Origin of the sequence: Shewanella sp. SM32 (genome assembly GCF_025654235.1) — a bacterium.
Lineage (GTDB): Bacteria > Pseudomonadota > Gammaproteobacteria > Enterobacterales > Shewanellaceae > Shewanella > Shewanella oncorhynchi.
On the sequence record NZ_JAKKRO010000091.1, the window covers coordinates 1 to 12,478 of the forward strand.

The following is a 12,478-nucleotide window of genomic DNA, read 5'->3' on the forward strand; positions in this document are numbered from 1 at the left end:
ATTTCGCACAATATTGAGTTGCATTATTTACCGCCTTACAGCCCGAACCTCAATCCGATAGAAAGACTGTGGAAGGTCATGAATGAGCACGCGAGGAACAGCGTGTACTTCAAAAATAAGCGAGATTTCAGGTCCGCACTGGATAAATTTTTCAAAGAAACATTACCCGATATTGGTGAAAGTTTAGCGTCGCGGATCAATGATAATTTTCAGCTCTTTACCCACGCATCTTCAGGTTGATTGGGTATAAAAGAACGAGATCAACATTTTGGCATAGGTATAATGCATGAACGAGCCAGTAAGCTTTCAGGTAAAGTCGTGTTCAGCGACAATGATTTAAAGAAATTTAAACCTGCTATGACAACCACGACTGAGCAAGGATGCAATGCACAAGACGACGCACTCAAACCTAACAGCCCATTAAACCTTGTGCACCACAGCAAAGGGTCAAGTGGCACTAGAGTGACGCTTATTTTCCCATCTCAACAGGAGCCTTCAAATGGGTAAACCTTATTCCGTACTGGTGGTCGATGACCATCCCCTCTTGCGCAAAGGCATCTGCCAGCTCATCGCTTCAGATCCTGACTTCAGCCTATTTGGCGAAGCCGGTAGTGGTTTAGACGCATTAACCGCAGTGGTCACCGATGAACCCGACATCATATTGCTCGATCTGAATATGAAAGGCATGACAGGCCTAGATACCCTCAACGCCATGCGCCAAGAAGGTGTTACCTCACGCATAGTAATTCTCACCGTTTCCGATGCAAAACAGGATGTTATCCGTTTACTTCGCGCTGGAGCCGACGGCTATTTGCTCAAAGATACTGAGCCAGATTTGCTGCTCGAAAAACTCAAAAATGCCATGCTTGGCCACAGGGTGATCAGCGATGAAGTCGAAGAATACCTTTACGAACTTAAAGATGCGACCGATGAACAAGAATGGATTTCGAGCCTAACCCCAAGGGAGCTGCAAATTCTACAGCAACTGGCGGAAGGCTTAAGTAATCGCATGATTTCAGAGCATTTACACATTAGTGAGGGCACAGTTAAAGTGCACGTGAAAAACCTACTGCGTAAAGCCAATGCTAAATCGAGAACCGAAATGGCGGTGCGCTACCTTAATAATTAAAGATACGAAAATGAGCTTGGTATCGCGAAAACAATAAAGGCAATCCCATGATTGCCTTTATGTTTTTATCAAATAGAGATTAAATAAATGATTACAAACCTTTCTCAATAAATTGCTGCCAACTCAATAGCGCCAGCTCAAAATCCTCTAGGCCACAATAAGCTTCTGACTCAGCATCATAGAGTGACATAGCCTCTTCCAATTCATATTCTTGCTCAAAACCTAAGGCATTGGCAAAGACTCGGGCCTGTTCACGCTCTAACTCTAAGGTAAAATCATTACCAACAAGACGCCATGAACCTCGTTTATCGGCTTGAATTTCTTTTATCACACCCAACACTTGCTGAATTTTAGCTAACTCAGTCCCTAATTCTTCCGTAAACCATTGCCCAAGCACTTCATGATCCATGCTAAAGCTAGCCAAAAAAGTGCCAGTTAAACTGTTACGCCGAAATTCGTATTCCATTTTATTGTCTCTTTGATCTAAGCCTACTAATGCTAATTTTAACCTATCCTTGGCTAAGTTGCTTGCATCCCTCAGCACATCAAATTTATGTCAATTCACATTTGCCTCATGTCGTTAAGCATAAGTACTGACTTCATTTTCATGACAAAATCAGTTAGTTTGTTTGGATGATTTTGAAAGTTAAATGGAATGCGATATGCACGAAGGGTTTATCTACAGTTTAGTGCTCAGCGGCGCCCAAGCGGGTTCCACCTTGAGCCTAGAACAGATCGAAAAATGGGATCCTCAGGATGGCCTACTCTGGTTACACCTTCGCTATCGTAATAAAAAGGCACGCCACTGGATACTCAATAGCGGTCTGCCTAAGGTCGAAAGTGATGCCCTACTCGCCCAAGACACTCGTCCCCGTGCAGTGATAACAGGTGAAGGCATATTACTCGCATTACGCGGCGTTAACCTCAACCCCAATTCTGCTCCAGAAGACATGGTGGCAGTGCGTATCTATGCCGATAAACAGCGGATCATTTCCACCTGCGATCGCGAGTTACAGTCGGTCAAAGATGTCGCCGAGCTGATCCTTGAGGGAAATGGGCCTACAACTACGGGGGACTTTATCGTCGCAATCTGCGAGCGACTGACCAATCGTAAAGTCGAGTTTATTGATAAATTGGAAGAACAGCTCTCTGATTTAGAAGAGCTAGTCGTCTCAGGCAATGTGAAAGACTTACGTACCGATATCGCCGAACTGCGCCGTCAAACTGTGGCCATTCGCCGCTATTTAGCCCCACAGCGCGAAGCATTCTCGAAAATGATTTCCGAGCAATTCAGCCTATTTAAAGATACTGAGCGACTCAAGCTGAGGGAAACAAACGATAAACTTATCCGCACCATTGAAGATCTCGATGCCCTGCGCGATAGGGCTAATGTGACTCAAGAAGAATTACTCAGTCAGCAGTCGGAGCAACTCAACAAACGCTTATACTTCTTATCCTTAGTGTCAGCAATCTTCTTACCGTTGGGCTTTTTAACAGGCTTACTTGGGGTCAATATTGGCGGGATACCGGGCGCGGACAACACTTGGGCCTTCGCAACCTTCTGCGGCATATTAATCTCACTCGTCGCCCTGCAAATGGCGCTGTTTTATCGATTTAAGTGGTTATAGCCACCTTAAAACAACAAAGCCAATCGATTAGGATTGGCGTTGTTTTCGCTCAGTCCCATAAACTAATTGTTATGGGCTAATGCTTATGCTCTAAGCGGGCGATTATGTCGTTGGCAACTCAAACACATGAGTCATGACTTTATAAAGCTCTGTTCCTTGGTGCACTGACGCCGAAGCAAAGTGCAAAATCGGCACGCAGTCCTGCGGCAAACTAACCGTTTTTAGCTCATCCGCCGTACCGTATAAATCCATTCGCAGCAAATTCACTAAGGGCTGCCCCGCAGCTAATGGCTCACCCACAGGTGCGAGGTATTCCACTAACCCAGCACTTGGCGCGTGATATTTTTTATAGTCTTTTAGATAACAACCAAAACGCGTCATTTTAGCGGGTGCAACGGTTTCAGCGATCACGCCTCGGTGGCTTAAATATGCCAAAATCCCTTGTGCATCAACCCGTGCATCCTCAAGGCAGACGCGCTCTTGGCTCGCCAATTCCAAGGTTAACGCTGACACTGCAACTCCTAAATCACGCCCTTGAGATTTTGCAAAATCACTCAATTGCCACCAAGGACAAAACGCAGCCTCATCCATGGCGCCACCAAAGGCATTGGGGATAATGAGCGTATAAGGGATCGACAAAAACTGCGCAGCAGCTAAGTCATATTCAGGGCAATACAAGTGCTTACAAGACTTAGGACCGGTGTGCAGATCGAGCACTATATCCGCGCCATGGGCCATAATCTGCAGGTTAACCGCAAGTCTATGACCCGTTGTGATGCCCCATTCATGCCGCAATTTTTGCTGACAGGCTTCAACCAAAGTACTGCGATAGGCTTGGAGCAGCTCGCTATCACTCAGCTTGGTATGTTCCCCATACCAAGTCGGTAAATCGATAGCATGATTCAAATACTCACGATTCCAATTCGCGCCCGTAATAGGATCAAATCGGCCAAGGGTAAACTCACCACTTTTTTGGTTGATCCCGAGTGGATTGGCCAATGGCACTAAGGTGATTTCGCCGCGGATGTCACAGTGTTCAAGCTGCTTCATCAACTGATAAATCACCGCATTCCCTTGTACTTCAGCACCGTGGACATTGGCTTGAATATACACTTTGGGGCCAGTCGCCTTATCGTCACTCGGCTTGAAATGGTAGATAGGCAAAGTGAGTGCTTGCCCTGCGGCAAGCTCCCCGATTTGCAGAGACGATGTTGTCGGCAACATATTAAACGCCTTCGAACAGATTTTGATGCAGCGATTTAACCACTTGTGCCGCTTCCGCTTCGGCCACTAACACACACAGATTATGTGGGCTGGCACCTTGGCAAATCATCCGCACATTGTGTGGCTCTAACACTTCAAATACACGGCGACAGATACCCGGTGTCGTCGCAATACGATTACCGATAATCGCCACTAAGGCCAATCCATCTTCAACTCGCACACGACAATGCTGTGATAATTCTTGCAGCAATGCCTCACTCAACAGACCTTGTCCACTTGAATCTGAACCGGTTTTATCGAGGGTTAGAGACACATTCACTTCTGATGTGGTAATCAAATCCACACTGATCTTATGTCGCGCTAATGTCGCAAAGGTTTCCGCTAAAAAGCCCTGCGCATGCAACATTTGCAAGCTGTGAAGATTTAATAGGGTTTGATCGCGGCGCAAAGCCACAGCGCGGAATACGGGCGCATCTTCCACTTGATGACGGATCCAAGTTCCGCCCTTTTCAGGCTCTTTACTTGAACCCACAAACACTTGAATTTGCTGACGAACGGCAGGAAGAATAGTCGCTGGATGCAATACCTTGGCACCAAAGGTCGCCATCTCGGCAGCCTCATTGAAACTGATCTCGGCAATCGGAAAGGCATTGGGCGCCAAACGAGGATCCGTTGTATAAATCCCCGCGACATCGGTCCAAATCTCTACCGCTGAGGCGCGTAACGCTTCAGCTAACAGTGCAGCAGAATAATCACTACCGCCGCGACCTAACGTGGTCGTTTGACCCGATTCATCGGCACCGATAAAGCCTTGTGTCACAATCACTTGCTCCGCTAACAGTGGCTGTAGATAATCACGAGCTAAAGTCGCAATCTTTTCAACCTGAGGTTCAGCGCGGCCAAAGTGGCTGTCAGTACGTAATACTCGGCGCACATCGAAGGCACTTGAGTTGACACCTTTCTCGCGGATCACCGCCGAAAACAACGCCGAAGAACATTGCTCACCGAGGGACAACAACTCATCCATAGTCGCTTTGCTGCGTTGTGATGCGAGCGCTTCACTCAATACCGACATGCGACTCAATAATTTATCTAATGCGGCGGCCACATCGTTAGGACGACCGAGCTTATCTAAAATCGCATATTGAATTTGGGCAATTTGTTTTAATCGCTGTAATCGGCCATCGTCGTTGATCGATTCTTGGGTCAATTCCACTAACAGATTAGTCACGCCGCTCGAAGCGCTGACCACGACTAAACGACAATGAGGATTAGCTAACACTATGTCTGCACAGCGATTCATAGCGTTATAGTCGGCAACTGAGGTGCCACCAAATTTTGCGACAACGAGGGACATTAGCGCACCTCCGTGAAACACGTAGGGCAACAAATAAATGCAGATTGAATAAGATATTGATTAACTAACATGATCACACTCCGAACTGACTTCGTTCGAAGAGCCTGGTGCTCAATGATAACGCACCCCAAAAGAAGGGAAACAGCAATCGTCACCAGAAGCTCTCCACCAATTACAGGTGACAATCGTCAGGATTCAGCCTGAGCGACCGACATAAACATGCAGCAACCATATCTATGCCTCGGCGTTAATCTCCCTCATCAGTCATCGCTGGAGTTTGTGCTCCTCTGACCGACTACCTAGTTAACGCTCCTCTTCTGTTCCTTTCCTAGGAAAGGGACGAAAAAAGTAGCAATAAACCCCTAATGAAGTCAATGCTAATTTCATAACAAATGAACAATTTAAATAAAATCTTTTGAAAACAACTAAATGTTCAAATCGGGTAGCTCGTATACCAGCTGCACATAATCTCTAAATTTGCCTAAACACACTTCATCATGTCCATCCAAGGTGCAAGGCACTAAGCTCACATCCCCTTGTTCGACAACATAAATCGCATATTGATTAAATTTCTTACCCAATTGCAATGCCATCGTTCTATCGATAAACACGGCCCAACTTTTTTCCATGTGGGATAAATCCGGTGCAGCGCCCACTAAAGCACGATAAGGGCTACCGAGTAATTCAATTTCACGAAGAAGTTGGCGATCGAGTAAACGGTTTTGGCTAGGAGAGAGAAGCTTTGAAGCGGGATTATGAGCGGTAATAACAGCAAAGGAAAAATCACAGGATAATGCTTGAGTCAGCAAAAACAACGGCGCTTGGTAACATTGCCACAAATTTTGAGTCGTATTGTCCATTGGTAGTCTAGTCGAAAAATGAACCCAAGCTAGTGTAGCAGAGTGATTGTAAAATCCAAAGAGGCGTGAACTGGCTCACAGGAATAAGAAATACATTAGTTATACTAATCAATAGCTAAAGTAAATATCATGGTAAAAACCCCTGCTCACCTAAAATTTGTTAACATTTCATTTGTTAACAAATGACTAAAACGAGTACAATGTACGTACTGGTGAGTTGAAACAGATTGAGCAAGATGCTTATCGTTCAATACAGTTTGTTACATATATCGCTTAAAGTAACGTGAACTGACCGGGCATCTGTTTAAAATCTGTTCTACATTTGATTTGTCTTTTAAACATTTAAAAAAAACAATAGTTAAGGAACTTATTCTAACTATTGCTTATCGAAGTTGATACTGATTACGTTTTCTCGTATTACACTTAAACGTGCACTTAATCTACATCCAGATATAGATGTCACCGTAAAGATTTTCCTTTTGAGCACAAAGCAGTTCAAGGAAGTATCAACGCTTTTATGAATATAAGAGCCCGAAGTAAGTTGCTCTTATTGGTTAGTATAAACTGATTAAAATTTAGGTAAATAATATGCAAAATCCGCACATTCTGATCGTTGAAGATGAAGCCGTTACCCGTAACACGCTGAGAAGTATTTTCGAGGCAGAAGGGTATGTGGTAACTGAGGCCAATGATGGCGCAGAAATGCATAAGGCTATGCAGGAAAACAAAATTAACTTGGTCGTTATGGACATTAACTTGCCAGGTAAGAATGGTCTATTGTTGGCACGTGAACTACGTGAAATCAACAACATCGGTCTTATCTTCCTGACAGGTCGTGACAACGAAGTCGACAAAATTCTTGGACTTGAAATTGGCGCGGACGATTATATTACCAAGCCGTTCAACCCACGTGAATTAACGATTCGTGCTCGTAACCTTCTGACTCGTGTCAACAGCGCTGGCGCTGAAGTCGAAGAAAAGAGCTCAGTAGAATACTACCGCTTCAATGATTGGAGCTTAGAGATCAACAGCCGTTCATTAGTGAGCCCACAGGGTGAATCTTACAAACTGCCACGTAGCGAGTTCCGCGCTATGCTGCACTTTGTTGAAAACCCAGGCAAAATTTTGACTCGTGCCGATCTACTGATGAAAATGACTGGCCGTGAACTTAAGCCACACGATCGTACTGTAGACGTGACTATCCGTCGTATCCGTAAGCATTTCGAAAGCTTGCCAGATACGCCAGAAATCATCGCGACTATTCACGGTGAAGGCTATCGTTTTTGCGGTAACTTAGAAGGCTAATCGCCCGCTAAGCGACATCCGCATTAATTGGTTTGATAAGAATCTATTCACAAAAAACCAGATCCTAGGATCTGGTTTTTTTATGCCTACTATTTGGCGTTTTTCAACTGCCTATCTAGGAAATCTGCCAGTGAGCGATATAAGTGATTACGCACTTTCTCGCCACGCATCGAATGTTTAGATCCAGGATAATCGATCATCTGGAACAACTTGCCTTCATCCTGCAGTGCTTTATAAACCCGAGTGCTGTTTTCAAACAAAACGTTATCATCAGCCATACCGTGATACATCAACAGACCCGATTGATAGTTTTTCACATAGGGAAACACGCTGCTGGCTTCATAACCCTTTTCATTCCCCTCGGGATGAGCTAAATAACGCTCAGTATAATGGGTGTCATATAAGCGCCAGTCGGTGACAGGAGCCCCCGAAATCGCGGCTTTAAAGTAATCGGGTGCCTTAAATAGACTCATCAAGGCCATGTAACCGCCGTAGCTGTGGCCGTAAATCGCCACATTATCGGCATCGATAAATGGCAGACTGCGCAAATAGTCCACTCCCACTTTTTGATCCTTGACTTCAGCTTCGCCCAAATGACGGTAAATCACTTGCTCGAACTTTGTGCCCCTGTGGGCACTGCCGCGGTTATCCAACTGGAACACCACATAGCCTTGTTGCACCAGATACTGGGTAAAGTAGTCCTGCTCGCTCCAACTGTTGGTCACTAACTGTGCGTGCGGCCCACCGTAAACCCGCACTACGACAGGGTATTTCTTGCTCGCATCGAAGGGAACAGGTTTGAATAAACGGGTTTGTAACACTTGGCCATCTTCGGCTTTCAGTTCACCAAATTCAGGGATTTGCCACAGACCCGCATAGTCATATAAAGGATGGCCTTGCTTGACTTCATTTTGCTCAACCCAAGCCAGTTGCTGGCCCTTGTCACCGTGTAAACTGATCTGCGGTGGCTGAGATAAGCTATTGAAATAATCCAGATACACACTTTGATTGTCGGCAAACACAGGATCGTGCATGCCCGCTTGCTTGCTTACCCGCTCAACCTTGCCACCCGCTAAAGGCACGCGATAAAGTTGTTTCTCGATTGGCGTATCTTTGCGGCCAGTGAAATATACCCAACCAGCGGTTTCATCTATGTATTCCAACGCATCGACAGCCCACTCGCCCTGAGTCAATTGGGTTTTAAGTTTGCCTTTTAAGTCAAAAAGATACAGATGATTAAAGCCGTCACGCTCAGATGCCCAAATAAAAGCCGATTGCTGTTTTAAAAAGTGCAGATCGTTATTGAGGTTCACCCAAGCGTTACTGCGTTCTTTCACTAAGGTTTTTGGCTTAGTCAGCGAGTCTAACGCCACCAGTTGCAAATCTAGCTTATGTTGATCGCGGCTCTGCCACTGGAACGACAAATGTTTGCTATCGGGCAACCAATCGACCCGCGGCAGGTAAATATCTTTGCTCTTGTCTTCGTTGCTCTCTTCGCGCAGGGTCACCCAATTGATAGCCTTATCTTTTAACGTGACCACACCGAGGGCGATATCGACGTTGTTTTTGCCGGCATAGGGATAGCACTGCTCAGTAAGTTTAATACCATCAGCATAGATTTCGTTACGGGTTACTTGCTCGACACCGGACTCATCAATACGGGTAAAGGCGATGGCCGATTCATCGGGCGCCCACCAATAACCTGTCATGCGATCCATTTCCTCCTGAGCGACAAACTCGGCCATGGCATTTTTAATAGCCCCGCCGCCATCGCTCGTCATAGCTTGGAGTTTTTTGGTCGCCAGATCTAACACATACAGATTTTGATCCCGCACGAAAGACACAAAATGCCCCTTGGGCGATAAGCGTGCATCTGTAGCAAACCCTTCGCCAATCGGCAATTGAGTCACGTTACTATCGGTAAGAGAAAAATAATACAGATTACCAGCAGCCGGAATTAATAGCGCTTGGCTATCATCGGCCCAGAAGTACTCCATAATGCCTTCGCCATAAATACGTTGGCGTTCGCGGCGGGCCTTTTCTTCATCGGATAATTCATTGCTTGCCAACTTATCGGCATTGAGCAATAGGCTAGATTTGCCCGTCTTTACATCCATCTGCCAGAGATCATAAAAGTTTTGATTGTCTTTACGGCCCGCAAGATAAGTGACGCGCTGACCATCGGGTGACAGTTTCAAACCACGAGGACTGGTGCCCGCTAATGCGGGCGAGGCATTCATTCGCTCAATCGTCAGTGGCAGTTTGCCGCCTTCCATTGCAAAAGCTGGGGTAATTGAAAACATAGCTGTCGAAATCATGGCCATTTGGCTCGCTATCAGTAGGGGAACGGCGCGCACCTTAAGTGAGCACGCAGGGAACCAAGTTAACCTATTTTTAATCATTATTATTCCTTGGGAGCATAATCGCCTAAGATGTCAGCGATTAAAAACAAGCCGACATTGTGCCAGAGGCCGCCTATAAATAGAAAGAGCATACAATATGCCGATACAAATTAGGCCCTTGCGCCAAGCTCAATCCAAATAATCCCCAAAAGCCCTAATATTCGCTAAAAGCATCAGCAACATCGCTGAAATTGTCGACTAACTGAGTTATCATTCGCGGCAAATAACGAAATTGACCTCATTGTTGAACCTCTAAAGGACATAACATGCAGACTCTGGCCCAGCACCTGACCTCACAGGCAGTGAACGACTCCCTCTCCCACCTAATTTTAACCTTAGCCGACACCTCAAAAGCCATTAGCCATGCCGTTCGCCACGGTGCACTTGCGGGCGTGTTAGGCGCGACTGAGCAAGAAAACGTCCAAGGTGAAACTCAGAAAAAACTGGATATTATCACCAACGACATGCTCAAAGATGCCTTAAAAGCTGACGGTACAGTGCGCGGTTTAGCGTCGGAAGAAGAAGATCATGTGGTTGAAGTCAGCCAAAATGGTCAATATCTGGTGTGTTTCGATCCACTTGATGGCTCATCTAATATCGATATCAACTCGTTAGTCGGCACCATTTTCTCCGTCCTGCCCGCCCCTGCTGGCGAGCTGACTGAAACTAGCTTTTTACAATCTGGCCGCGCCCAATTAGCCGCTGGTTATGTACTTTATGGTCCATCAACCATGCTGGCATTAACCACAGGCCAAGGCGTGCAACTGTTTACTTTGCACCCAGAAACCAATGAGTTTTTACTGACGAATGCCGCCATGAGCATTAGCCCAGACACAGCCGAATTTGCCATTAATATGTCGAACCAGCGTTTTTGGGAAGCGCCAATGCAAACCTATATTGCCGATTTACTGCTCGGTAAAATTGGCCCACGCGAAAAATCATTCAACATGCGCTGGATTGCGGCCATGGTTGGCGATGTACATCGCGTGCTATCCCGTGGCGGTATTTTCACTTACCCAACCGACAATAAAGATCCGAAAAAGCCTTACAAACTGCGTTTAATGTACGAAGCCAACCCAATGGCCTTCTTAGTCGAACAAGCTGGCGGCAAAGCCTCAACGGGTTATGAAACCATTTTAGATATTCAACCAACTCAAATTCACCAACGTGTTGCCGTCATCCTAGGCAGTAGCAACGAAGTCGACGCTTGCCTGAGCTATCACGGTATTGATTACAGTGAAGAACCAAGTCTGGACTAAGCAGAATCGCTTAGATTCTGATTTTTAGGATAAAAGCCACTGACCACAGTGGCTTTTTTGTTGTCGCGTAATGCGACATTTTGAGTTGTGATTGCGAAATCAGGGATCTGTAAAGTTTTAGCGATGGGTTTCACATTTGGAGTTTATGCGGCCTAACGGCCGAGGTGAATCAAAGTCGTGGGTCTTCAACCCACACCCGACCAAGAGGGGATCAACAGCAATTCCCTCTTGGATCTCCCTTGCCGCCACTAGCGAAGTTACATGCATTAGTTACTAGCCTTGGCCTTATGGATAAATAGCTATCGCTTCCGAAGGCAACGTCCCTGTACCTGCGAAAGCTAGCCGGTCATCCATGACCGGACTCACGCAATTTATTCCAACGCCCCGCGGCAACTTCGCAGGGAAGGTGAACTCCTGAAGCTTCAGTGTTAACTGTTAATCATCATAGATTAATGTCAGTTCTATCTTTTTATCTTACCAATAATGTAGTTGCTTTTTATTTAAACCTTTGTTAATTTCGAATTGCTTCTGAATGAGGATATTTATTTAAACCAATTAGGTCAGAAGGTAAATAACATGTTGTCAAGTACTATCTGGACGCCGAATAAGCTTAACGATAGGAACGATAACAACATCTCGACGAAGGTTATCCTAAGTTTCATAGATGTCTCCAAGGTTATAGTTACATTATAATTCATATCTAACATTACGCGGCAACGTCTTAGGACAAAACGGTTGTTTAAACAACTTGGTTAAGCCGGAGTAGGGCGTGTGGAATTGCCGCAGTTCTAAGTCTGCTCCGGTTTTGCTAATGGATATAAATGTTAAAAGAAACTCCAAAATGGTATAGAAGCCGAGGTTATCTCCATTTCGACCTACCAATTAATCAAGAAAAAGCAACCCTATTAGTTACTTCGCCTTCTAGAGTAGCAAAACATCCGTTTTTCCCACTAATTAGTTACGTAGTTCTATCTAAGAAAATCAGTAAAGACCAATCAACTGGAACCTTAAATGTAGTTACAAAGGATAGGCCGATAGCTTATTCTGCCCATAAAGATAGTCATATTGTAGTGGCACACTAATTTTGGCCACCTAAATAGAGGTGATATTATTACCTCGTAGATGACTTTAGGTGAACACATGAGATCGACAACCAGAAAAACATTTAGTGCTGAATTCAAACTTGAAGCAGCCCAATTAGTCCTCGATAAAAACCATAGCATCATCGAAGCTGCAAAGGCGATGAACGTTGGTAAGTCCACTATGGATAAATGGGTGAGACAGTTAAAACTAGAACGCCAGGGTGGCACACCA

12 protein-coding genes, 1 pseudogene and 1 riboswitch are annotated in these 12,478 nt (G+C 45.3%); of the genes and pseudogenes, 8 read left to right on the forward strand and 5 right to left on the reverse strand.

Annotation, left to right across the window (positions count from 1 at the left end; all coding sequences use genetic code 11):
• The 3 genes and pseudogenes from L5M10_RS22130 to L5M10_RS22140 form a co-directional block, all read left to right on the forward strand.
• Nucleotides 1-240: transposase (locus L5M10_RS22130; protein WP_263179974.1), on the forward strand; the 240-nt coding region annotated here is incomplete at its 5' end.
• A 6-nt stretch (nucleotides 241-246) separates the two neighbouring features.
• Nucleotides 247-507: pseudogene (locus L5M10_RS22135) on the forward strand (nitrate/nitrite two-component system sensor histidine kinase NarQ); the annotation flags it as partial.
• Nucleotides 500-1,129 carry a response regulator gene (locus L5M10_RS22140; protein ID WP_105250232.1) on the forward strand — a complete coding sequence of 210 codons (630 nt, stop codon included), beginning with the start codon at nucleotides 500-502 and terminating at the stop codon, nucleotides 1,127-1,129. The pseudogene L5M10_RS22135 and the gene L5M10_RS22140, both read left to right, overlap by 8 nt.
• Nucleotides 1,130-1,220: 91 nt before the next feature.
• On the opposite strand, the gene L5M10_RS22145 is transcribed toward L5M10_RS22140, so the two are convergent.
• Entirely contained in the window at nucleotides 1,221-1,595 is a 375-nt protein-coding gene (locus L5M10_RS22145) for a YacL family protein (protein ID WP_263139714.1), read from the reverse strand.
• Nucleotides 1,596-1,791: 196 nt separating this feature from the next.
• Between L5M10_RS22145 and L5M10_RS22150 the strand changes: the two genes are divergently transcribed.
• Nucleotides 1,792-2,757 (forward strand): zinc transporter ZntB, encoded by a 966-nt coding sequence (locus L5M10_RS22150; RefSeq protein ID WP_131525184.1) that lies wholly within the window; start codon nucleotides 1,792-1,794, stop codon nucleotides 2,755-2,757.
• A gap of 102 nt (nucleotides 2,758-2,859) precedes the next feature.
• On the opposite strand, the gene L5M10_RS22155 is transcribed toward L5M10_RS22150, so the two are convergent.
• The 3 genes from L5M10_RS22155 to L5M10_RS22165 form a co-directional block, all read right to left on the reverse strand.
• Entirely contained in the window at nucleotides 2,860-3,981 is a 1,122-nt protein-coding gene (locus L5M10_RS22155) for a succinylglutamate desuccinylase/aspartoacylase family protein (RefSeq protein WP_263163588.1), read from the reverse strand.
• Between the two features lies 1 nt (nucleotide 3,982).
• Nucleotides 3,983-5,338, reverse strand: a complete 1,356-nt coding sequence (lysC, locus tag L5M10_RS22160; protein WP_263163590.1) for a lysine-sensitive aspartokinase 3 — start codon at nucleotides 5,336-5,338, stop codon at nucleotides 3,983-3,985.
• A 150-nt stretch (nucleotides 5,339-5,488) separates the two neighbouring features.
• Nucleotides 5,489-5,663, reverse strand: a riboswitch (Lysine riboswitch).
• Between the two features lie 100 nt (nucleotides 5,664-5,763).
• The gene (locus L5M10_RS22165) at nucleotides 5,764-6,198 is read right to left on the reverse strand and encodes a DUF3293 domain-containing protein (protein WP_173247481.1); all 435 of its coding nucleotides are present in this window, start codon (nucleotides 6,196-6,198) and stop codon (nucleotides 5,764-5,766) included.
• A 588-nt stretch (nucleotides 6,199-6,786) separates the two neighbouring features.
• On the opposite strand from L5M10_RS22165, the gene arcA reads away from it, so the two are divergent.
• On the forward strand, nucleotides 6,787-7,503 hold the full coding sequence (gene arcA / locus L5M10_RS22170) for a two-component system response regulator ArcA (RefSeq protein ID WP_006080127.1): 717 nt from the start codon (nucleotides 6,787-6,789) through the stop codon (nucleotides 7,501-7,503).
• An 89-nt stretch (nucleotides 7,504-7,592) separates the two neighbouring features.
• Here the strand turns inward: arcA and L5M10_RS22175 are convergent, their stop codons facing one another.
• A complete protein-coding gene (locus tag L5M10_RS22175) occupies nucleotides 7,593-9,905 on the reverse strand; it encodes a S9 family peptidase (RefSeq protein WP_263255943.1) in 2,313 nt (770 codons plus the stop codon).
• 266 nt (nucleotides 9,906-10,171) lie between these two features.
• Here L5M10_RS22175 and L5M10_RS22180 point away from each other — a divergent pair, with 266 nt between their 5' ends.
• The 3 genes from L5M10_RS22180 to L5M10_RS22190 all read left to right on the forward strand — a co-directional run.
• Nucleotides 10,172-11,164 carry a class 1 fructose-bisphosphatase gene (locus tag L5M10_RS22180; RefSeq protein WP_168824627.1) on the forward strand — a complete coding sequence of 331 codons (993 nt, stop codon included), beginning with the start codon at nucleotides 10,172-10,174 and terminating at the stop codon, nucleotides 11,162-11,164.
• 821 nt (nucleotides 11,165-11,985) lie between these two features.
• On the forward strand, nucleotides 11,986-12,246 hold the full coding sequence (locus L5M10_RS22185; RefSeq protein ID WP_263255945.1) for a hypothetical protein: 261 nt from the start codon (nucleotides 11,986-11,988) through the stop codon (nucleotides 12,244-12,246).
• A 58-nt stretch (nucleotides 12,247-12,304) separates the two neighbouring features.
• The coding region (locus tag L5M10_RS22190; RefSeq protein WP_263148818.1) for a transposase at nucleotides 12,305-12,478 on the forward strand (174 nt) is incomplete at its 3' end.